Raw genomic sequence first — 21,456 nt, 5'->3', positions numbered from 1 at the left:
TTCCTATCATGGGTAAGGCGGGCCGCCGGATGAAACCGGCGGCCCGCCTTTTCTGTTGACGACCTACCTCGTGGTTCTCAGCCGACGTCGGACGCGTCCAGGCGGTAGAGACCGCTGTAGTCGGACACGGCCGTGCCGTTCGCCTTGACCCAGGTCGAGATCTCGGAGTTCGAGGAACCCTGGCCGCTGTCGCTGACGACGATGTAGTGCAGCTTGCCCGCCTTCACGAGGCTCTTCAGCTTGGCCAGCGTCATCGCGTTGTCGCTGCCGGACCAGCCGCCCATCGAGATGACCGGTTCACCGGACTCCAGGATGATCGAGGAGGCCGTCTGGTCGGTGGCCACGGCCACCAGCCAGGTGGCGCCGTCCTGGTTCTTCTTCAGGTACGTGATCATCGCGGACGACACCTGGGTATCGCCGCCCATGCCCCCACCGGTGCGACCGCCGGCGGTGCCGGACTCCGCCGTGCCGGCCTCGGTCGTACCCGCTTCGGTCGAGCCGGACCCCGCCGTGCTGGAGTCCGCCGTGCCGGATTCGGTCGTGCCCGACTCCGTCGAGCCGCCGTTGTCCGTCGAGCCGCCGCTGTTCGACGGCGGCTGACCCATGTCCTGGCCGTCGCCCGAACCGCTCGGCGCCGCACCGGAGTCGGTTCCCGTTCCGTCGCCGGCGCCGCTGGGCCGTTGGCCGCCGCCACCGCCCATGCCTCCCATGCCGCCGCTGCTCGGCCCGGCCGTCGGATTGGTGCCGTTGGTGCTGGAGGTCGCCGCCGAGGCCGAGTACGCGGCCGGACCGGCGAGCAGCGCCACGACCGCCGCCAGGGCCGCGACGCCCATCAGCCGCTGCCGCTTCGTGAACCGGCCGACCAGCAGCCCGATCACCGAGGCCGCCCCCGCCACACCGGCCATGACCTCGGCGACCGTGTACAGCGTTCCGGAGCCGGAGGCCCGCTGGAGCAGGACGACCGCCCACACCGAGCTCGCCGCCACCGCCGACGGCAGCACCCACCCCCACTTCGCCGCGGAGCCGTTTCGGAAAGCGTTGTGGAGCATGACACCGCCCGCGCCGACCAGGGCCGCGATTCCGGGCGCCATGGCGGTGACGTAGTACGGGTGGAAGGTGCCCTCGGCGAGCGCGAAGGTCAGGTAGTGCAGGACGAACCAGCCGCCCCACAGCATCAGCGCGGCACGCCTGGCGTCCGTACGGGGCGCCCGGCCGCGCAGGACGAGACCTGCCACCAGCGCGATCGCCGCGAAGGGGATCAGCCACGAGATCTGGCCGCCCATGGTGTCGTTGAACATCCGGTACAGGCCCGCCTCGCCGCCGAAGCTGGCGCCGTTGCCCTGCGAACCCACCGACGAACTCGCCCCGAAGATACGGCCGAAACCGTTGTAGCCGATGACGAGGTCCCAGACCGTGTTGTCCGTCGAGCCGCCGATGTACGGGCGGGACGAGGCCGGGATCAGATCGACGACCACCATCCACCAGGCGCTGGAGACGATCAGTGCGACCGTGCCGACGGCAAGGTTGCGTATGCGCTTGCCCAGCGATGCGTTCGCTGCCCACAGGTACACCAGGAAGAACGCGGGCAGGACGACGTATGCCTGCATCATCTTCGTGTTGAACGCGAAACCGATTGCGACACCGGACCAGACCAGCGGCATCAGCCGGCCGGTGCGCACGGACTTCAGCAGTGCGGCCGCGCCCAGCAGCATCAGGAAGACGAGGATCGGGTCCGGGTTGGTGTCCCGGGTGATGGCGACCGTGATCGGGGTGAGGGTCAGCGCCAGCGCGGAGACGGTCGCCGCCACCGCGCCGAAGTCCCGCTTGACCAGCCGGTACAGAAGCGCGACGGAACCGGTTCCCACGGCGACCATCGGAAGCATCAACTGCCAGGTGCCGTACCCGAAGGCGCGGGCGGACAGGCCCATCACCCACAGGGCGAACGGTGGCTTGTCGACCGTGATGAAGCTGCCGGCGTCCAGGGCGCCGAAGAAGAACGCCTTCCAGCTCTTGGTGCCGCTGTAGACGGCCGCGTCGTAGAAGGTGTTGCCGGTGATCGAGGAGAGGTTCCAGGCGTAGAGGGCCGTGGCCAGGACGAGGATCGCCCAGAGGGCCGGGCGGGCCCAGCGCGGGTCCTCGGGGGCACCGGTGAACAGACGCCGGACGCGGGAGGTGAGTCCGCCGGCACCGGGCGGGGCCGCCCGGTGCCGGGTTCCGTCCTGCCGGACGGGGGCGGGCGGCGGGGCGAGAGTCGTCATGACGCGTACTCCAGGTGGGTGTTCGCCCCGGTGGGCAGGACGGCGGCGGGGGTGGTCGTGCGCGCCGCCGGCACCTGGGGGGTGCTCGTGCGGCGGGGTACGGCGGGGACGAGGGTGCGGCCGGTGAGGGCGGAGCGGAGCATCCGGCCCATGCCCTTGAGGCCGTCGACGGTCGTGCGGACGATGTCGGCCCGGCTGTCGGGGTCGTCCGTCCAGTCGACGGGCACCTCGTGGACGCGGAGCCCGTTGCGCTGGGCCAGGACCAGCAGTTCGGTGTCGAAGAACCAGGCGGTGTCCTCGATGTGCGGGGCGAGCGCGCGGAAGACGTCGGTGCGGACGGCCTTGAAGGCGCACTGCGCGTCCGAGACGGGGGTTCCCCCGCTCGAACGAAGCCGAGAGTGGTGGAGGGCGCCGAGGCCGGCCTTGAGCAGGAGGTTGTAAGAGCGGGAGACGAACTCCCGCCTGGCGCCCCGGACCACGGTCGCCCGGCGGTGCAGCCGGCTGCCGACGGCGAGGTCGCTGTGCCCGGACAGCAGGGGGGCGACCAGGGGGAGGAACGCCTCCAGGCCAGTTGACAGGTCCACGTCCAGGTAAGCGACGACATCTGCGCTGGAGCGGTTCCACACGTGTTTCAGGGCGTGGCCCCGGCCACTCTCCTCCAGGCGCAGGGCATGCACGTGCGGGAGACGGAGCGTCAGGTCGGTCGCCGCGGACCAGGTGGCGTCCGTACTGGCGCTGTCCGCGATCGTTATGCGGAACGGGAACGGGAAGGACTCTTCGAGGTATGCGTGGAGACGGCCGATGCTGTCGGCGAGGACGTGTGCCTCGTTGTACACCGGCACCACGATCTCGACCGACCGCTGCCGGACGCCTCCCGCGTTCGTTTCGTTCATGGCCATGACGATCGGGGCCATGTCTGGGGGATCCCTGAGCCGGTCCTGAGGGAAGAGTGAGAATCAGCGGACTCACAGGTCGCGCACAGAGGAAACCCCTTTCACCCAGGGGCGGGTGGCGTGACCCACTGAGGGCATGAGCCTGACGGGCGAGGTCTTCCTGGTGGGGGACGACGGGGACCTCGACATCCTGGCCGGGGAACGGGACGGTCGGCCCGACGGCATGGACCTGGCCGGGCCGGAGTCGTGGCGCACAACGGTCTGGGGATCGCGGTCCGTCCGCCGGATCGGCGCCCGGTTCCTGCCGGCCCTGGTGAGCGTGCGCAACGGTGATCTCGTCGCTCCGGAAGAGATCCCCGCCTTCCTGGCGGAAATCGCTCTAGTACGCGCTTACTCGGAGCGGCTCGCCGTCGAGACCTGTCCGCCCGACCGGACGGTCGAGAGTCACCGTCACCACATCTCCGGCCGCCTGGACGGCATCGAGGCGAGCGCGCGGTACGCGCAGGGGGTCGGCGGCGGACTGCTGATCTGGTAAGCGGTCTAGACTCTCCCCGCAACGGCCCGAACTCGTATCGAGAGCGGGCAGAAATGGCCAGACCCGAAGGGTATTCGGCGCTTTGATACGGATAGATTCAGTCACCAAGCGATACCCGGACGGCACGGTGGCGGTCGACCGGCTCTCCCTCGACATACCGGACCGTTCGATCACCGTCCTCGTCGGCCCCTCGGGTTGCGGCAAGACGACCACTCTGCGGATGATCAACCGGATGGTCGAGCCCAGCGAGGGCACGATCCTCATCGACGGCGTCGACAGCCGTCAGCAGCCGGTCAACACCCTGCGCCGGTCCATGGGTTACGTCATCCAGAACGCCGGACTCTTCCAGCACCGGACGATCGTCGACAACATCGCCACCGTGCCCCGGATGCTCGGCTGGGGCAAGGACAAGGCCCGTGCGCGGGCGCGGGAGCTGATGGAACGGGTGGGGCTCGACGCCTCGTTCGCCAAGCGTTACCCCTACCAGCTCTCCGGCGGCCAGCAGCAGCGCGTCGGTGTGGCCCGCGCGCTCGCCGCCGATCCGCCGGTGCTGCTGATGGATGAGCCGTTCTCCGCCGTCGACCCCGTCGTCCGCAAGGGTCTTCAGGACGAACTGCTGCGTATCCAGGCCGAGTTGGGCAAAACCATCGTCTTCGTCACGCATGACATCGACGAGGCCGTCAAGCTCGGCACGATGGTCGCGGTGCTGCGCACCGGCGGCCGGCTCGCCCAGTTCGCGCCGCCGGCCGATCTGCTGTCCGACCCCGCCGACGCGTTCGTCGAGGACTTCCTCGGCGCCGACCGGGGCATCCGGCGCCTGTCCTTCTTCTCCTCCGCCGGCCTGGAGCTGCTCACCACCCCGATAGTCGCGATCGACTCCACGGCCGAGCAGATCGCCGCACGCGGCGCGAGCCACGCCCCCTTCCTCCTGGTCACCGGCCTGGACGGCCGTCCGCTCGGCTGGAGCGAGCCCGGCGCGCTGACCGCCGGACGGGTCGACGCCGACCGACTGCTGCCGTACGGACGGCCGTTCGTCGCCGGGCGGGACTCGCTGCGCGCCGCCCTCGACTGCGCGGTCCTGTCGCCCACCGGCTGGGCGGTCGCCGTGGACGCCGAGGGCCGGGCCGCCGGAGTCGTCTCCCAGTCGGCCATCGGCGAGGCCATCCGCGGCGCCCACGCGGCAGGCCGTGAGGAGAGGCCGGCGCCCGAGGAGACCGCCCAGAAGGTCATCCGGTGAACCGCTTCTTCGACATCCCCAGCGACCTCCAGCACGACTGGTTCGGCCTCATCGGGCTCCATCTGCGCGAGGCCCTGCTGCCGGTGCTGGGCGGGCTGCTGCTCGCGCTACCGCTGGCCCGGTTGTGCGTGCGGCTGCGCTGGCTGTACCCGCCTGTGCTGTGGGTGACGACCGTGCTGTACGCCATCCCGTCCCTGGCCTTCTTCGTCGTCCTCATCGACTACACGGGGCAGACCGAGCTGACGGTGATGATCCCGCTCACCGTCTACAGCCTGGTCGTGCTCGTGCCGGCGATCGTCGACGGCGTCCGCTCGGTCCCGCAGGAGACCCTCGCCGCCGCGACCGCCATGGGCTTCGGGCCCGTACGCCGTTACGTCCAGGTCCAGTTGCCGATCGCGGTGCCCGCCATCATCGCCGGCCTCCGGGTGGCCACCGTGTCCAGCATCAGCCTCGTCAGCGTCGGCATGCTGATCGGAAACCAGGGCGCGCTCGGCAACCTGCTGCACGACGCGCAGATCTACAACCGGCCGGAACTCGCCTGGAACTCCGTGATCACCAGTGCCGCTCTGGCGGTGCTCGCGGACGCCCTGCTGGTCGTCGTACGCATTCTGCTCACCCCGTGGATGCCGAGCGGCGCGCGCGGCGGTAAGACCAAGCCCGCCGGGGTCCGGCCCGATCCGGCCGTGCCCGCCCTGGAGGACGCAGCCCGGTGAACGTCATCAATTTCGTAAACGCCTTCTTCAGCGACAGCGCGCACTGGCACGGTTACGACGGAATTCCCACCCGCGTGTGGGAACACGTCCAGTACTCCCTGGAAGCGCTTGCCATCGCCGCCGCCATCGGACTGCCGATCGGCCTGGTGACCGGTCACTACGGACGGGGCGGAAACGTCCTTTCCCTGGTCGCCACCGCCGGCCGGGCGCTGCCCACCTTCGGCCTGCTGGTGGTGACGACCATCGCCCTCGGGTTCGGCATGCTGCCCGTGATGATCCCGCTGGTCGTCCTCGCCGTCCCGCCGATCCTGGTCACCACCTACGAGGCGGTGCGCTCCGTCGATCCGTCCCCCGTGGACGCCGCGCGGGGCATGGGCATGGGCGAGACCGGCGTCCTGCTGCGCGTCGAACTGCCCGTCGCGCTCCCGCTGATCTTCGGCGGTCTGCGTTCGGCGGCCATCCAGATCGTCTCCACGGCCACCATCGCCGCGTACGTCAGCCTCGGCGGCCTCGGCCGCTACATCGTCGACGGTCTCTACCAGCACGACTACGAGAAGGTGGTGGGCGGCGCCACCCTCGTCGCCGGCATGGCACTCGCGACGCTCGCGGTGTTCTGGGCGGCGGCGAAGGTGACGGTCTCACCGGGGGTGCGCCGGAGCAACTAGGACCGGTCCTGGCCGCCGGGCGAAGGCCGTACGGCGATCGCGTCGACCTCGAACAGCATGCCCGGCAGGGCGAGCGAGGCGACCCCGCTCAGGGTCTGCGCAGGCAGCCGCTCACCGAAGCGGGAATGCAGGGCCTTGCCCAGGATCTCGAGCCTGCCGATGTCGTGGTCGACGATGAACGTGCCCAACCGCACGACATGGCGTAGCCCGAGGCCCACTCCGGCCAGCGCCGCCTCAAGACGGTCGAAGGCCAGCTCCACCTGAGCGGCGAAGTCGCCGGGCACCGGGGCGCCCGACGCGTCCGAGGCGTACTGACCCGCGAGGAAGACCGGTTCGCCGGGCGACGACACGGCGTGGCTGTACCCGAGGGGCGTGGGGTCGTGCAGGGCGGGCGGGTTGGTGATCGTACGGTCGTCGTGGCTGAGGTCGTTGACGTGGCTCTCGCGGTGGCTCATGACGGAACAACTGCGGTGCGGGGGAAAGTCATTCCCCCGCACCGCAGTTTCGGCCCGGCTGCAGCCGCCTTTGCCGAATTCGACTTTCCGGCCGTTTCTGATCGTTTCTGACGGATTCCACGGTTCCGGCCGTCCAGTGCGCCGTCAGCCGCCCGAACGCGCCAGCGCCTGTTCCAGTACGACCAGCAGGGCGTCGCGTACCGAACCGCGCTCGCGGGCGTCGAACACGAGCAGCGGGATGCCTTCGGACACGTCGAGGGCCCAGCGGACCTCGTCCAGCGTGTGTGCGATCTGGCCGTCGAAAGCGTTTACGGCAACGGCGAACGGGATCTGCTTGTGCTCGAAGTAGTCGACCGCCGCGTAACAGTCGTCGAGGCGGCGGGTGTCCACGATGACGAGCCCGCCGACCGCGCCCTCCACGATGTCGTCCCACATGAACCCGAACCGCTCCTGCCCGGGCGTGCCGAACAGATACAGCTTGAGCGTCGGGTCGATGGTGATGCAGCCGAAGTCCATCGCTACCGTGGTGGTGGTCTTGCGCGGGGTGTGGCTGAGGTCGTCCACACCCGCCGCGACCTCGGTGATGGCCGCCTCGGTGGTCAGCGGCTCGATCTCGGAGATCGAGCCGACGGCGGTGGTCTTGCCCACGCCGAAGCCGCCCGCGATCACCAGTTTCACCGGCAGCGGCGGCCGTACGGCGGCCTGGCCGGCCGAGGTGCGGACCAGCGGTTCAGTCGGTGTCACGGAGTACCCCCCGGGAGTCGGGGATGGCCCGTAGGCCATCGATAACCCTGCGCAGAACGGATGCGTCGTGGGTGACGCCGGAGTCGGGCACGTGCACCGACAACTGCCCCGCCGTCCGGAGGTCCTCGGCGAGGACCCGCACCACGTTCAGGTGCAGCCTTAGCCTGGCCGCGATCTCCGCGATGGACTGCGGGACGCGGCAGGCGGCGACGATGTCGTGCTGTTCGAAGGAAAGCCGGCCGAGAGCGTCGAGCCCGCCGGTGGTGGCCACCAGCTGGGTCTCCACGGGTATCGTCCGGCCCGACGACGCCTCGCCCGCGCCGCCCGCCACCCGGCCGGCGGTGACCAGGAAGGGCCGGACGGCGGGTGCGGGACCGACGGGGGCGACGCCGTCCTCGCCGGCCTCGCGCGGTGTGCGGCCGTCCGCCATCGGTATTCGCTCTCTCTACGGTGGCACGCGCTCAGCGCGTACGCGTGGCGCCGACGCTGTTCTTCAGTTCCAGGACGAGCTGCGGGCTGAGCGCCGTGCCGGCCCGGTTGGCGAACACCGTCATCTCGTAGGCGATGTTGCCCAGCTTGGCCTCCTTGTCGGTGACGACGCCGAGCACGGCGCCGCTCCCGATCGCGGAGACCAGGACGTGGCCGCCCTCCAGGTCGATGATGACCTTGTTCAGGCCGCCCAGGCCGTAGTTGCCGGAGGCGCCCGCGGCCAGGCTGGTGATGCCCGAGACGATCGCGGCCAGCCGTTCGGAGTCGGCGTGCTCGCGCAGCTCCGACACCGCGATCAGCAGTCCGTCGGAGGACACCGCGATGGCGTCCACGACCCCCGCGGTCTCGGTGGCGAAGCGGTTGAGCAGCCAGGTGAAGTCGGCTGCGGCGGCCCGCAGGTCGGTCGGCTTGGCGTCTCCGGTGGGAGTCTCACCTGTCGACGTGCTCACTGCTCGGCTCCTTCCGGAAGGTGGTTCTGGTGGTGCGTGGCGTCCCGGACGGTGATCGGGTCGGTGATCGGTTCGGTCCGGTCGGACGCGTCGGACGGCTCTGTCCATTCGGTCCGGTCGGGCGAAACGCCGGGACGGTGGTCGTGCCGGCGGTCGTTCCGGCGGTCGGTCGGGTCTTCGGTGGTGGGGGTGGGGCGGGTCTCGGCGGGGCGAGGGCGTTCGCCGGTGTCCCGGTGTGCGCGCGCCACGGCCGCCTCGAACTCGTCCAGCGAATCACGCACGGCGTCCGCGTCGGCGGGGCGGGCGGCCTGCCGTGCTGCCTGCTGGGCGGCGGCGTCGGCGGTCGTCCGCAGCGTCGCCCCGCGCACCCGTCGTCGCAGCGGACGGGAGCCGTCGGGACCGACCGCGAACGGGTCCGCCCCGGCCCGGTCGGGAGGGGAGAGGGAACCGGTGGGCCCGGCGGCGCGGTCGGGCGCGGGCGGTTCGGCGCCACGGTCTTCGGCGGCCCGCTCCGCCCTGCGGACGGAGTCGCCGGGGCCGCCCGTCGTGCGGGCGGGGCCGCTCTCGGGGCCAAACGGGTGGGCGTGCGGCGCGGTCTCCGTCGTGCGGGCGGCGGGCCGGGACTCGGCCGCGTGGCCGTGCGACGACTGCGCCGTACCGGCGGGGGTCGTGCGCTGCGCCGTACGGGCGTGGTCCCCGGGTTCGTCCGCGGCGCGGGTGTGGAGCGCCGCCTCGGCCGTGCGGGGCGCCGGGATCCCGACGCCGGCCGGGTAGGCGCGGGCCGCGGAACTCGGCGTGGGGGCGGGACTCGCCGCCTCGGCCTCCGCAGGGGCCGAAGCCTCGCTCTGCGCCGTACGGGCGGAGACACCGGTTTCGACGGCACGGTCGGAGGAAGCGGTTACAGCCGCATGGCCGGAGGAAGAGGAACCGGTTCCGGCAGTAAGGCTTGGGGAACCGGTTTCCGCCGTATGGGGCGAGATACCGCTTTCATCGGTTTCGGCGGAGGCGCCTGTCACCGTGGAGGCGCTGTCGCGCGTCGGGTCGTCGGCGCCGGACACCGGAGTGAGAGGGGCCTCGGCCTCTCGTTCGGCCGGGGACGGATCGCGGCGGGGGACCCGGCGCGGGAGTGCGGTCGGATCGTCCTCGTTCGTGGCCCAGGAGGGGACCGCGGACGGGATCGAGGACGACGGCGACGGGCCGGCCGCGGGGGCCGACGGGGTGGTGAGCGCCGCCGCGGCCCGGGACGAAGGTGTGCCGGTGGTGGCGGGCCTGCCCACCGGTCCCAGCTCGCTCGTCGTCAGGAGCAGCGTCGACGGAATCAGCACCTCGGCCGTCACGCCGCCGCCCGGGGTGCGGGACAGGGTGACGTCGACGTCCCAGCGGCGGGCCAGCGCGCCGACCACGAACAGGCCGAGCACCTTCGTCGGGACGACGTCGAGGCGTTCACGGCGCACGAGGCGGGAGTTCTCCTCGGCGAGGCGCTCGGCGCTCATGCCCAGACCGTGGTCGGCGACGGTGATCGAGGCTGCGTCGTCGTCGGAACCGACCACCACCTCGACGGGGCTGCCCTCGGGCGAGAACGACACGGCGTTCTCGAGGAGTTCGGCGATCATCAGCGTCAGGTCGCCGATGATGTCGGGCTCCACCAGGGCCTCGCTCGCGGCACGCAGCTGAACCCGCTGGAAGCCCTCGATCTGGCCCAGTGCGGCGCGTACGACGTTGGTGAGTTCGGTCGGCCCGGAGTCCAGGACGGTCTCGCGGATGCCGGCCAGCAGCATCAGGCTGTCGGCGTTGCGGCGCAGGCGGACCGCGATGTGGTCGATGGAGTAGAGGCGTTCGAGCAGCGCCGGGTCGGTCTCGCCACGCTCCACCGCGTCGATCAGGGCAAGTTGACGGGTCGTCAGGTTACTGACGCGGCGTCCGACGTTGCCGAACATCTCGGCGACGTTGCGGCGGCTGAGCACCTGGCGCTCCAGCAGCGCGGCCGCGGTGGTCTGCACGTTGTTGAAGGCCTCGGCGAGTTCACCGATCTCGTCGTCCGCGGTGACCGGCAGCTCGCGCAGCCGCGGGGGGCCGGACTCCTCGGCGTCGTCGTCGGCGACGCGGGCGAGCTCGCGGCCCGCGACGTCGGCCACCTCCTGGGCGGCTCCCGTCAGCGCCAGCACCGGGCGGACCACGGAGCGGCGTACCAGGATGGAGAAGGCGATCCACAGGGCGAAGCAGAGCAGCGCCAGGTTCAGCAGCAGGCCCGCGCGCCATTGGGCGCCGGAGGCGGTGTCGTCGGCCCGGTCGGCGATCTGGTCGATGAGCGACGCGGTGATCTTCAGCCGGGTCCGGGCCTGTGCGCTGTAGTCGGGGTAGGAGGCGATGGCCGCCCGGAACGCCGTACGGATCTCGGCTTTGGACTCGGCCTGCAACGCGCTGGGGTCCACGGCCAGTTCGGCGTAGTGCTGGCCGATCGAAGCCTGCGAGGCGTTGTGCTCGATGCCGCCGAACTCTTCGGTCTGCGTTTCGTCGGCGAACCGCCCGAACCGCTCGGCCTGGTAGGTGAACAGCTCGTAGGAGCCGACCGCGCCGGTGAACTCGATGAGCGCGTTGCTGTCGCCGGTCCGGGCGGAGAACACGCCGGTCTCGAAGGCGCCGTGCGCGGCGTCGGCGCGCAGCAGCGAGTCGAGGAGGTTGCCGGTGAAGGTCGTCGCGAGGTCGGCGTTGCGGTCCAGGCCCAGCCCGTCGATGAGGCCGTCGGCCGCACCCGAGTACGCCGGGTCGATGTTGTCGGCGGGCAGATAGCCCTGCTCGATGGTGGCCCGCAGCCCGGCCAGGCCCTGGACCTCCTTCAGGGCCTGCACCTCGGTGTCCGGAAGCCGGCCGCCGAAGGCGTCGACCACCTTCTGCACCTGCGCGTCCACGGCGGCCTGCGCCTGCCGGTAGCCGTCGGTGGAGGGCGTGCCGCCGTCGAAGGACGCCTCGTGCCGTACGGAGAGCAGGATCGCCTGCTGGTGTTCGTCCTGCAGCTCGGCGACGAGCTGGGCGACCTGGGCGCTGTCGCGCACCAGTTGGGCGGCGTCCTCGGCGCGGTTGGACTCCTGCACCAGGTCGACGATGAGGTACGTCAGCAGCAGCGCGATCACCGTCAGCGGGATACCGACGAGTACGTTCAGCTTGCGCTGGAAGGGCCACCGGTCGGCGAAACCCCGCAGGCCGCGGTGTGCGGACGTGGCTGCCGAGGATGCCGGCCGGGCGGACGCGTCCACCTCTTTCGTGGACACCGGGCCTCCTTCAAAGGGGCGTTGCAGCGTGCGAGCGGGGTTGGTATGCATGCCGGTTTTCTGCACGCACATGTCCGAATATGGATGATACGGAAGCGGCCCCCGAACACCGCCGTGACCGACGCCGACTGCTGTGGCGGAGGTCAACTCCGGCGAGACTATCCCCTATTCGAACGGCCGAGCGTGTCGCCCTACGTCAAGAATCCATTACGAAGAGGTGTACACGGGCCTTTCGGGGGCCTCCCGAGGGGTACACAGGTGATCTTCCGATCCGTGCGCAAGTGATCACGGATCGAAGCCAATCGGTAACCCGGCTCCTCTTGACTGATCAAGAAGCGGGTGGATTGGATCAGGCAAGAGTGTTTGAGTTCTCATCAACCCCCCAGCCCGGAACGGGAACCGTGACTACCAACGCCCACAGCAGCAGGTCCTTCAGGAACCACCCAGGTGCGGCGGCCGTCGCCCTCGCGGCGGTGACGGTCCTGCTGGCGGGATGCTCCTCCTCCGACGACACCTCCGACCCGCTCGCCGGCGACAAGGCGGCCGGTGACACCGTGGTCGTCGGCTCCAACAACTTCGCCGAGAGCATCCTGATCGCCGACATCTACGGCGAGGCCCTCAAGGCCAAGGGCATCAAGGTGTCCTACAAGCCCAACATCGGCAGCCGTGAGACCACGTACGGCCTGCTCAAGAACGGTTCCATCACCGTCCTGCCGGAGTACAACGGCTCGCTGCTGGCCTACCTGGACGCGAAGGCCGAGCAGACCTCGCTCGCGAAAGTGAACGCCGACGCGAAGGCCAAGCTCGACTCCAAGCTGACGCTGCTGGAGTCGTCGCCGGCCGAGGACAAGGACTCCGTCACGGTCAACGCGGCGACCGCCAAGAAGTACAACCTCACCGCCACGTCCACGCTCGCCGACCTCAAGGACTTCGCGCCGGAGCTGGTCCTCGGCGGTTCGCCCGAGTTCCAGACCCGCCAGCAGGGCATCCTCGGCCTGGAGTCGGTGTACGGGCTGAAGTTCAAGTCCTTCAAGGCCCTCGACGCGGGCGGCCCGCTGACCCAGGCCGCGCTGAAGAAGAACACCGTGCAGGCGGCGGACATCTTCACCACGGACCCGACCATCACCCAGGAGAAGTTCGTCGTCCTCCAGGACCCGGAGAACCTCTTCGGATTCGCGAACGTGACCCCGCTGGTCTACAAGAGCGGGCTCTCCCAGGAGGGCATCGACGCGCTCAACGCCGTCTCCGCCAAGCTCGACACCAAGGCCCTCCTCGACCTGGACTCCCAGGTGCAGCTGGAGAGCAAGGACCCGCTGGACGTCGCCAAGGCCTGGCTGAAGTCGGCCGGCCTCGGCTGAGGTTCCACCGGATCACGTGAACCGGTGGAAACAACAGCAAACGGACCGACACGGGTTTCCGCGCACCGCGGGGGCGCCCGGACCGTCCTGGACGGAACCACCCTCACCGTCGGCGAGCTGATCGCGCTCGTCGACGGTGCGGCCGTACCCGCGGTGGCCCCCGAGGCCCGCGAGCGGGCCGGCCTCTCCTGGCGTGCCGCGCAGCGACTCGCCGCCGCCGGACGGCTGTACGGCCGTGGCACCGGCGTCGGCGCACAGCGCTCGGTGCCGGTCGACGAGGGCGACGAGGCCGCCCACGGCCTGCGCCTGCTGCGCAGCCACGCGGGCGGAGCGGGCGCCCTGCTCCCCGCCCGCCAGGTCCGCGCCATGCTCGCGGTGCGCGCCAACCAGCTCCTCGCCGGCGGCTCCGGCATCCAGCCCGCCCTCATCGACGCCCTTGTCGAGGCCCTCCGTCTCGGCGTCCACCCGGCCGTCAACGAGTACGGCGGTGTCGGCACCGGTGACTTGACGGCTCTGGCCCAGACCGGCCTGACGCTGATCGGCGAACGGCCCTGGCTTGGAGCGGAGTTGGCCGCGCCGAGGAGAGTGTCCGGGTTGGACGGCGAGCCGGCCGACCAAGGGGAGAAGGCTGACTCGGCCGGCCGGATGGAGAAGGCTGAGCCGGGTGGCGAGTCCGCCGACCCGGTGACGAAGCTTGCACACGGCGGCCGGTCGGTCGCGGGGACGGAACTCGCGCCGGGCGGCGCGTCGGCCCGTCCGGCGGAGACGCCGCAAGCGCGGGCTGTGTCGGGCGTCCCGGCGAACGGGCCCGATGCGGAAGCGGATCGGGCCGGCCCGTCACGGACTGCTGGGTCGACTGCCGACGTGGCCGCCGACGCCGCAGCGGCCGCCGATAAAGAGCCCGCTACCGCTGCCCGGCAGGGCGTTGCCCCCACCGTTCGGCTCGTCACCTTCCCCGGACCCGCCGCCCAGACCGTCTACGTCCCCGTCTCCGCAGCCACCCGCGTCACGGCCGCCGCCCACTCCGCCGGGCTCCCGGCCCCGGTCGTCCTTCAGCCCGGTGATGCGCTGGCTCTGCTCAGCAGCAATGCCCTCGCGCTGGGGCAGGCCGCGCTCGCCCAACGCGACCTCGACGTGTTGCTGCGGGCCACGCACGCCGTGGCCGCCCTCTCCCTCGCCGCGGTGTCCGGCTCGCCGGAGGCGTACGCCGCGCCCGTGCACGCCCTTCGGCCCTATCCAGGCGCGGCGCGTGCGGCCGGTGAGGTGCGGCGGCTGCTCGGCCTGCCCGACCGGCCGCGGCGCCGCCAGGGCCGGCGTATCCAGGACCCCTTCGGGTTCCGTGCCTTCCCGCAGGCGCACGGCTGCGCCCTGGACGCTTCCGAGCGACTGCGCGAAGTCATCGAGGTGGAGATCAACTGCCCGTCGGAGAACCCCCTCGTGGATCCCGACGGCACCGCGGCCTACCACCACGGTGGCTTCTTCGCCGCGCCCCTGGGCCTCGCCCTGGACGCGGTGAACCTCGCCCTGTTGCAGACCGCGCAGTTCTCCGCCGCTCGCCTGGCGGCGCTCGGCGACCCCGGTCTCACCGGCCTGCCCGCGTTCCTCGGTGGGGGACCCGCGAGCAGCTCAGGCACGATGATCCTGGAGTACAGCGCCAACTCAGCGCTGGCGGAACTGCGTTCGGGGGCGACACCCGCCTCGGCGGGCCATGCCGTCCTGTCGCGAGGTCTGGAGGAGGCCGCCAGCTTCGCCGGGCAGGCCACCCGCCAGACCTCGCGGGCAACGGACGCCTACACCACCGTCCTCGCATGTGAACTCGTCGCAGCCGTACGGGCCTTGAGGATGCGTCCGGCCCAGGCGGGGTCGCTGCCGCCGCCGGCTGAGGTCTACGCCGCGGCGACGGCCGTCCTTCCCGCGGGCACGGAAGACCGCCCACTGACCGGCGACGTGACGGCCGCGGCCGAACTGCTGCCGTTTTTCGCCGAGTTGTGAGCCGAGCGCCTGGGGGGGGGCGGCTTCGGTGCGGAGCCCCGCTCAGTAACCCACGTAGAACGTCGCGTCCTGCTTCTCGGTGGCCGTCGAGACCGGGTCGATGCGCAGTACGTAGTTCGCGTGCCGGATGTAGCGCGTCGGGTTGTTGTAGGAGCGGAACGAGGCCCATCCGGAGTCCGCCAGACCCGCCGTGCGGTAGAAGGTCGCGTCTCCGGCGAACGTCGATGTGCCGTCGTTGACGTCGAGTTGGAGCTGGTAGTTGTAGTGCCGCAGGTACCGGGTCGGGTAGTTCACCGACTGGAAGGAGACCCCGGAGCTGTCGGCCAGGCCGGGGACGAGCTTCCACTGCGAGTCGGTGTACAGGTCGAAGGGGTACGTGTCGACGCGGCCGACGTAGTTGGCGTGGCGGACGTAACGGTCCGGGTGGTTGTAGGACTTGAGCCGGTTCCAGGCCGGGGCGCCCCACTTGGCGACGAGGTTGCTGTACTGCGTGCTGGTGATCGTCGTGACGCCGCAGTGCTTGGAGTTCACCGGCTGGGTGTACGTCTTCTGGTCGAGCGCGGTCCAGGTGCCCGCAGACAGGTCGGTGGACCGCCAGGCGTAGAAGACGCCGTTGGGCGTGTAGGTGTCCCCCCACAGCCACCAGGTGCTGGAGGTGAGCGACTTGACGAGGGTCGGCGCCTCGGTGCCGCCGTGGGCGACCCCTGTGTTGAAGACCGTGAAGCTGCCGGGATCCAGGGAGCCGGACCGCGCGCCCACCAGCGTCTGGTCTTTCTTGAAGTAGAGGTAGTTGACGCCGTTCACGCCCACGGCCATGTCGCCGTCGATCACGTCGTAGCCGGGGTCGAAGAACACCTGCGGCGCCGAGGCGGTGACGAAGTCGCTGGTGTAGTTGACCATGATCACGTTGTGGCCGCTGTCGTTCACGGCGGAGTAGATGAGCGCGTACTGCCCCCGGCCCGCGTCCCAGAACGCCTCCGGCGCCCAGCTGTGGGTGTTCATGTCGTGCAGCTTCAGCCGGTGGTAGCCGGTGAAGGTGCGCAGGTCGGTGGAGTTCCACACATGCACGTACTGGCTGACGTAGCTCCAGTCGGTGCCCTTGAGGTCGGTGGCGATCACCACGAAGGTGCCGTCCTGCTTGCGCAGGATGAACGGGTCGCGCAGCCCCAGCGCGCCCGCGGTGGGCGTGACCACGGGGTTGTTCTGGTTCAGCGGCATCCACTGCAGCCCGTCCGTGCTGACGGCGAGGTGGAGGCCGTAGTCGGTGCCGGCGCCGAGGCTGGTCGACTCGGTGAAGTAGCCCATCACATAGGCCGAGTCGGCCGCGTGGGCGGACGGGACGCCGAGGGTGAGGGCCAGCGGGACGGAGGCGGCCGCGCCCAGGACGAGGCGGCGGGAGGGGTTGGGGGTCATATGCGCTCCAGGGGTGCGGGGTGCCCTTTGATGCCGACCCATGGGTTCGAAATGCCGAACCAGGTTCGGTGAGTCGGTCAGAAGGTAGGGGCGTGCGAGGAACAGGTCAATCACCGGGACACGCTTGGCGGTTTCCCGCCTTGCACCTGCGTGCGGCCCAGGGGAATTCCGGCGATATCGTCGGCCGTCCGGGCTAGTCTCGGCGACCGTGAACAGGAGACGGCGGAAGAAACTGACGAAGCGTCTGTTGTCGGCGGTGATGTTCGGGGGTGGTCCCGAGGTCGACCTGCTGCTGCGGGCCGGCGCCGACCCCACGGCTGCCGATGGCGACGGGACAACCCCGTTGTACGAGGCCTGTGTTCAGGGGTCCGCCGACGCCGCACGCAGACTGCTCGAAGCCGGTGCGCCGCCCGACGCAGAGAGCGCGGGCCTGGGCGCCGAGGGAACCCCGCTGTGCGCGGCGGCCTGTTGGGGTCACCTCGACACGGTCCGCGCCCTGCTCGCCCACGGCGCCGACCCCAACCTCCGCGAGGACCACGGCACCGGAATGACCCCAATCGAGTGGGCGGCCGCGGGACCGCACCCGGAAACGGTTGCCGCGCTGCGCGCCGCGGGAGCCCACTGACGAAGTCCCAGATGCGCGGGGCCCGTCGGGCGGGTCGGACGGTCAGGCGGTGGCGCCGTGGCGCGGTGACGCGGTGAGCGGTCAGGCGCGTCGGGCGGTGGATCAGTGTGCCGGGCTCGACCGGAGTGCGACGTCTTCGATCAGCCGGTCGATCAGGGCGATCAGTACGTCCCGGCACGAGTCGCGCTGCCGTGCGTCGCACAGCAACACGGGAACATGTGCGGGCAACGCCAGGGACTCCTTGATCTCCTCCGTCGGATACGGGTGCAACCCGTGGAAACCGTTTACCGCAACGACGAACGGGATGCCCCGGCGCTCGAAGAAGTCGATCGCGGCGAAGCTGGACTCCGGCCTCCGCACATCGATGAGCACCACCGCCCCCAGGGCGCCGATCGCGAGGTCGTTCCACATGAACCAGAACCGCTGCTGGCCCGGCGTGCCGAAGAGGTACAGCACCAGGTCGCCGCCGATGGTGATCCGGCCGAAGTCCAGGGCCACGGTGGTGGACCGTTTCTCCTCGATGCCCTTCAGGTCGTCCACCTCCAGCCCGGCAATGGTCAGCGGTTCCTCCGTGCGCAGTGGCGCGATCTCGCTGACCGCCCCGACCATGGTGGTCTTTCCGACCCCGAAGCCGCCGGCGATGAGGATCTTCACCGTGTCGGGCGCCGCGGCCGGCCCGGCGCTGAGGGCGGTGGGAGCGGTGGAATCAGATCCGGCCAAGGCCGTCCCTCACTTTCTCCAGCAGGTCGAGATCCGGGGTGCCGGTGACGGGGCGGGGCGGCCGGGCCGTGATGAGGCCCGCTTCCAGCAGGTCGCAGAGCATGATGACGACCACGCTCACCGGCAGGTCGAGATGGGCCGCGAGTTCCGCCACGGCGAGCGGCCGGGCGCACAGCCGCAGGATCCGGGTGTGCTCCGGCTGCGGCCGCGCCGCCCGCTCGGGCGGCGGGTCGACCGCGGTCACCGTCGTGATGAGCGTGAAGTCGGCACGGCTGGGCCGGGTCCGGCCACCGGTGAGGGTGAACGGCCGGACGAGTCGGCCCGCTTCGTCGCCTCCGCTCACCTCACCCGCCGTTGGTGCGGACGGCGGGACCGACATGGGCCCGCGGTGCCGCGCTGAGGTGCTCGCCGATCTTCTTGACCAGCATGTTCATCTGGTACGCCACCACGCCCACGTCCGCGTTCTTCCCCGCCAGCACGACGAGATGGGCCCCCGGGCCGGCCGAGGTGAGGATCAGGTAGCTGTTGGCCATCTCGATGAGCGCCTGGCGCACCGGGCCGCCGCGGAAATCCATGCTGACGCCCTTGCTGAGACTCATCAGGCCGGACGCGGTCGCCGCCAGCCGCTCGGCGTCCTCGCGCAGGAAACCGGTGGACTTGCTCACCACCAGCCCGTCCTCGGAGAGTACGACGGCCTGGTTCACGTCGGCGACCCGGTCCACGAGACCGGTGAGCAGCTGGTCGAGCTGGGTGTTCGTGGCGGGGTTGGAGCGTGTCATCGCGAAGTCCTTCATGAGCGGTCGGCGGGCGGTGTCGGGGTCTGAGAGGTGCCCGCGGCGGTGACCGGCGGGTCGCAGGCCTCCTCGGCGGGTGTTTCCTGCGGGTCGTCGAGCGACAGGTCGGCATCGGCGTGTGCTCGCAGCGTGCCTCGTTGGAAACCGGCGAGGGAAGAGGCGGCGCGCTCCGCGGTGAAGTCGTCCGGGAAACCGTCTTCCTCGATCGTTGCGGCTGACGCGGAGTCCGCGCGCAACTCGGTGGCGAGGCTGGTCTGCGGGACCCTGCGGGGCAACGGGGTGAGACCGCCGGTCCGGGCGCCCGGGCCCGGGGTCCGGGCCGTGGCGGTCGCCACCGCGCCCGCCCGGAGGCCTCCGCCATCCGCCACGCCCCGCGCACCGGACCCGGTGACGGACTTGGTGACGGACCCGGTGACGGACCCGACGTCCGTGGCCGGATGGTCCGTCGGGAGGGACGAGTCGCTCGTCGAGAACGGAGAGTCGGCCGAGGACGGGGTGTCGGCCGAGGACGGGGTGTCGGCCGAGGACGGGGTGTCGGCCGAGGACGGGGTGTCGGCCGAGCCGGGAACAAGGCGCTCCGAGGCCGGTCGGCTGAGTGCCGGGTCCCACCTACTGGCCGATGGGGGAGCCGGGTTGGGCGCCGGAGCGGAGGTGTCCCGTGCCGGAGAGGGCGGTGCGACCGGTGCGGTGTGTTCGGTGTCCGGCCTGCTGTGCTCACGCGCCGCGTCCGGTGTGTCCCGCACAGGTGACGCGAGGTCCGCCGCCGGGAAGGGAGGACCGGCGGTCGTCGGCTCGCCGGAGTCCTCCGCCGCCGGGGCCGATGGGCCGGAGGCCTCGCGGACCACGATGTCGTGCGGGACCAGCACGATCGCCGTGGTCCCGCCGTACGGTGACGAGCGCAGGGTGACGGCGATGCCGTGCCGGGTCGCGAGCCGGGCGATCACGAACATGCCCAGCCGCAGGTCGTCGGCGAGCGCCACCACGTCGAACTGGGGCGGGACCGCCAACTGCGCGTTGAACGAGTCGTAGTCCTCCTCGGACATGCCGAGGCCGCGGTCCTCGACCTCGATCGCCAAGCCCCTGGCCACCAGCGCGGCCCGTACGCCGACCGGGCTGGGCGCCGGCGAGTAGGAGGCCGCGTTGTCGATGAGCTCCGCGAGCAGGTGGATCACGTCCGCCACGGCGGGCGGCGCGATGTACACGTCCTCCTCGGTGTGCACCTCGGCCCGCCGGTACTCGGCGACCTCCCCGACGGCGCTGCGCAGGATGTCGATCAGCGCCACCGGTTCCGTCCAGCTGCGTCCCGGCCGGCCACCGCTGATGATGACGAGGTTCTCCTCGTAGCGCCGCAACTGGCTGGCCGTGGAGTCAAGTTCGTACAGCCCGTTGAGGACGTCCGGGTCCTGGTGCCGCCGCTCCAGTGCGTCGAGCTTGCTGAGCTGGAGGTTGACCAGGTTCTGGCTCTGCCGGGCGATGCCCAGGATGACCTTCTGGAAGCCGCGCCGGGTGTCGGCGAGTTCGACCGCGGTGAGCACGGCGGTGCGCTGCGCCGTGTTGAACGCCAGTGCCACCTGGCCGAGTTCGTCGCCGCCGTAGTCCAGAGGAGGGGTCGCCGAGTCCACGTCGACCGTCTCGCCCCGGTCCAGCCGGGCCACGACGTCCGGGAGCCGTTCGTGCGCCAGGCTCAGCGTGGCCATCCGCAGCCCGTGCAGCCGCCGGGACAGCGAGCGGGTGATACGCCAGGACATGCCGACGCACAGCAGCAGGGCGACGAGACCGCCGGCACTGAGCGAGGCGGCGGTGATGAGCAGCTCGCGCGCCTCGTCCGCGCTGCGCTGGAGCAGCGCCGTGGTCTGCAGCCGGATCAGTCCCGAGTACTGGTCGGAGACCTCGATGAGTGCGGCACGCCACTGCTTCTGCACGTCCGGCAACGCGATGTCACCGTTTTCGCTCTGTTTCGCGCGGGCCGCGAGCACCTTGTCCTCGACGGACTCCAGGATCTGCCACTGGTAGCTCGTCAGGATCTTCTCGGTCTGCGCCTTCGCGGCGCCGGTGAGCGACGGGACGATCTGGTCCTGCACGAGCCAGCGCCGGGTGTTCACCAACTGGGCGAACTCCGCCCAGGTCTTCTCGTCCATCCGCTGCCGGGGCCCGGCGAGCGTGAGCTGGAGGTCCTCCTCGGAGACCAGTTCGGCCGCGTGCTCCAGGGCGATGAGCGGTCCGGCCTGCGAGGTGAGGTCACCGTCGTCGACCTGGGACAGTTCCTGGAAGGCGTGGATCTGGTCGTCGATGATCGACGTGTACTGGTCCAGCGCCTGAGCGGCGGTGATGTCGACGGGGTCGTCCACCTGGCCCCGGTAGTACTCCAGGCTGCCCACGGAGGCGACGACCGAGTACATCCGCTCCCTGACGCGGGCGGACGCCTGCTGGATGTCGTCCGACCGGGCGACGAGCTTCGCGACCGCCGCGTCCGTCTTCTCGCGCTGTGCCTCCAGCGCGGCCCGGGAACCGGCGGGCCGCGAGGCCAGCCACACGGCGGACAGGCTGCGTTCCTGCTGGAGCATGAGCGTCGCCTCGGTGCCCATGGCACCGGTCGACCGGCTCAGTTCGGTCTGCGCGCGCAGCCGCAGACCCTCCGCGAACATCTGGGTCGTCGTCACACCCCACATGGCGGCGAGGGTGACGCTGGGCACCAGCGCCAGCAGGATCAGGGAGAGACGTATGGAGCCGAGACGTCGGCGCCGGGCACCTGTCCGTGGAGACATAGTCGTCCTAGAGAGCGATCAGCGGGGGGAGGGGGAGGAGAAGCGGGAGCGAGGAGGAGCGAGGGGAGGGGGAACGGCCGGG

Annotated in this window: 19 protein-coding genes; 7 read left to right on the top strand and 12 right to left on the bottom strand. The window is 70.9% G+C overall.

The window, feature by feature from the left end; translation table 11 throughout:
• Positions 1-77 precede the first annotated feature (77 nt).
• Complete coding sequence (locus ACFWBD_RS20440; RefSeq protein ID WP_385668347.1) at positions 78-2,258, bottom strand: glycosyltransferase family 39 protein; 2,181 nt, start codon at positions 2,256-2,258, stop codon at positions 78-80.
• Positions 2,255-3,151 carry a glycosyltransferase gene (locus ACFWBD_RS20435; protein WP_385668345.1) on the bottom strand — a complete coding sequence of 299 codons (897 nt, stop codon included), beginning with the start codon at positions 3,149-3,151 and terminating at the stop codon, positions 2,255-2,257. The genes ACFWBD_RS20440 and ACFWBD_RS20435 overlap by 4 nt, the downstream gene beginning before the upstream one ends.
• A gap of 136 nt (positions 3,152-3,287) precedes the next feature.
• On the opposite strand from ACFWBD_RS20435, the gene ACFWBD_RS20430 reads away from it, so the two are divergent.
• The 4 genes from ACFWBD_RS20430 (at position 3,288) to ACFWBD_RS20415 (ending at position 6,301) form a co-directional block, all read left to right on the top strand.
• Positions 3,288-3,686, top strand: coding sequence for a hypothetical protein (locus ACFWBD_RS20430; RefSeq protein WP_385668343.1), 399 nt, complete (start codon positions 3,288-3,290; stop codon positions 3,684-3,686).
• A gap of 82 nt (positions 3,687-3,768) precedes the next feature.
• Positions 3,769-4,923 (top strand): ABC transporter ATP-binding protein, encoded by a 1,155-nt coding sequence (locus ACFWBD_RS20425; protein ID WP_385668341.1) that lies wholly within the window; start codon positions 3,769-3,771, stop codon positions 4,921-4,923.
• Positions 4,920-5,636, top strand: coding sequence for an ABC transporter permease (locus ACFWBD_RS20420; protein ID WP_385668339.1), 717 nt, complete (start codon positions 4,920-4,922; stop codon positions 5,634-5,636). Before ACFWBD_RS20425 ends, ACFWBD_RS20420 begins: the two co-directional genes overlap by 4 nt.
• Entirely contained in the window at positions 5,633-6,301 is a 669-nt protein-coding gene (locus ACFWBD_RS20415; protein ID WP_385668337.1) for an ABC transporter permease, read from the top strand. Before ACFWBD_RS20420 ends, ACFWBD_RS20415 begins: the two co-directional genes overlap by 4 nt.
• Here ACFWBD_RS20415 and ACFWBD_RS20410 read toward each other — a convergent pair.
• From ACFWBD_RS20410 to ACFWBD_RS20390, 5 genes are all read right to left on the bottom strand, one after another.
• Complete coding sequence (locus ACFWBD_RS20410) at positions 6,298-6,756, bottom strand: RidA family protein (protein ID WP_385668335.1); 459 nt, start codon at positions 6,754-6,756, stop codon at positions 6,298-6,300. The two genes, ACFWBD_RS20415 and ACFWBD_RS20410, sit on opposite strands and share 4 nt — an antisense overlap.
• A gap of 144 nt (positions 6,757-6,900) precedes the next feature.
• Positions 6,901-7,500: an ATP/GTP-binding protein gene (locus tag ACFWBD_RS20405; protein WP_351759268.1), complete on the bottom strand. Its 600-nt coding sequence runs from the start codon at positions 7,498-7,500 to the stop codon at positions 6,901-6,903.
• Positions 7,487-7,930, bottom strand: coding sequence for a DUF742 domain-containing protein (locus ACFWBD_RS20400; protein WP_385668333.1), 444 nt, complete (start codon positions 7,928-7,930; stop codon positions 7,487-7,489). The genes ACFWBD_RS20405 and ACFWBD_RS20400 overlap by 14 nt, the downstream gene beginning before the upstream one ends.
• 31 nt (positions 7,931-7,961) lie before the next feature.
• On the bottom strand, positions 7,962-8,438 hold the full coding sequence (locus tag ACFWBD_RS20395; protein WP_385668331.1) for a roadblock/LC7 domain-containing protein: 477 nt from the start codon (positions 8,436-8,438) through the stop codon (positions 7,962-7,964).
• A complete protein-coding gene (locus ACFWBD_RS20390) occupies positions 8,435-11,707 on the bottom strand; it encodes an ATP-binding protein (RefSeq protein WP_385668329.1) in 3,273 nt (1,090 codons plus the stop codon). The genes ACFWBD_RS20395 and ACFWBD_RS20390 overlap by 4 nt, the downstream gene beginning before the upstream one ends.
• A gap of 401 nt (positions 11,708-12,108) precedes the next feature.
• Between ACFWBD_RS20390 and ACFWBD_RS20385 the strand changes: the two genes are divergently transcribed.
• Complete coding sequence (locus ACFWBD_RS20385) at positions 12,109-13,065, top strand: ABC transporter substrate-binding protein (protein ID WP_385668327.1); 957 nt, start codon at positions 12,109-12,111, stop codon at positions 13,063-13,065.
• 24 nt (positions 13,066-13,089) lie between these two features.
• Positions 13,090-15,057: an aromatic amino acid lyase gene (locus ACFWBD_RS20380; protein WP_385668325.1), complete on the top strand. Its 1,968-nt coding sequence runs from the start codon at positions 13,090-13,092 to the stop codon at positions 15,055-15,057.
• 42 nt (positions 15,058-15,099) lie between these two features.
• Here ACFWBD_RS20380 and ACFWBD_RS20375 read toward each other — a convergent pair whose 3' ends face one another.
• Positions 15,100-16,470: a glycoside hydrolase family 43 protein gene (locus tag ACFWBD_RS20375; protein WP_385668323.1), complete on the bottom strand. Its 1,371-nt coding sequence runs from the start codon at positions 16,468-16,470 to the stop codon at positions 15,100-15,102.
• A gap of 208 nt (positions 16,471-16,678) precedes the next feature.
• On the opposite strand from ACFWBD_RS20375, the gene ACFWBD_RS20370 reads away from it, so the two are divergent.
• Complete coding sequence (locus ACFWBD_RS20370; protein WP_385668321.1) at positions 16,679-17,095, top strand: ankyrin repeat domain-containing protein; 417 nt, start codon at positions 16,679-16,681, stop codon at positions 17,093-17,095.
• 102 nt (positions 17,096-17,197) lie between these two features.
• Here ACFWBD_RS20370 and ACFWBD_RS20365 read toward each other — a convergent pair whose 3' ends face one another.
• Genes ACFWBD_RS20365 through ACFWBD_RS20350 form a run of 4 tightly spaced genes read right to left on the bottom strand, consistent with a single transcriptional unit; the run spans position 17,198 to position 21,374 of the window.
• Positions 17,198-17,815 (bottom strand): ATP/GTP-binding protein, encoded by a 618-nt coding sequence (locus tag ACFWBD_RS20365; RefSeq protein WP_385668319.1) that lies wholly within the window; start codon positions 17,813-17,815, stop codon positions 17,198-17,200.
• Positions 17,802-18,158, bottom strand: coding sequence for a DUF742 domain-containing protein (locus ACFWBD_RS20360; RefSeq protein ID WP_351759245.1), 357 nt, complete (start codon positions 18,156-18,158; stop codon positions 17,802-17,804). The genes ACFWBD_RS20365 and ACFWBD_RS20360 overlap by 14 nt, the downstream gene beginning before the upstream one ends.
• Before the next feature lies 1 nt (position 18,159).
• Positions 18,160-18,594: a roadblock/LC7 domain-containing protein gene (locus tag ACFWBD_RS20355; RefSeq protein ID WP_385668317.1), complete on the bottom strand. Its 435-nt coding sequence runs from the start codon at positions 18,592-18,594 to the stop codon at positions 18,160-18,162.
• Positions 18,595-18,605: 11 nt separating this feature from the next.
• Positions 18,606-21,374 carry a nitrate- and nitrite sensing domain-containing protein gene (locus ACFWBD_RS20350; RefSeq protein ID WP_385668315.1) on the bottom strand — a complete coding sequence of 923 codons (2,769 nt, stop codon included), beginning with the start codon at positions 21,372-21,374 and terminating at the stop codon, positions 18,606-18,608.
• Between the last annotated feature and the right edge of the window lie 82 nt (positions 21,375-21,456).

Source organism: Streptomyces sp. NPDC060002 (assembly GCF_042737245.1).
Taxonomy (GTDB): domain Bacteria; phylum Actinomycetota; class Actinomycetes; order Streptomycetales; family Streptomycetaceae; genus Streptomyces.
This window is presented reverse-complemented; position numbering and strand designations above follow the sequence as displayed.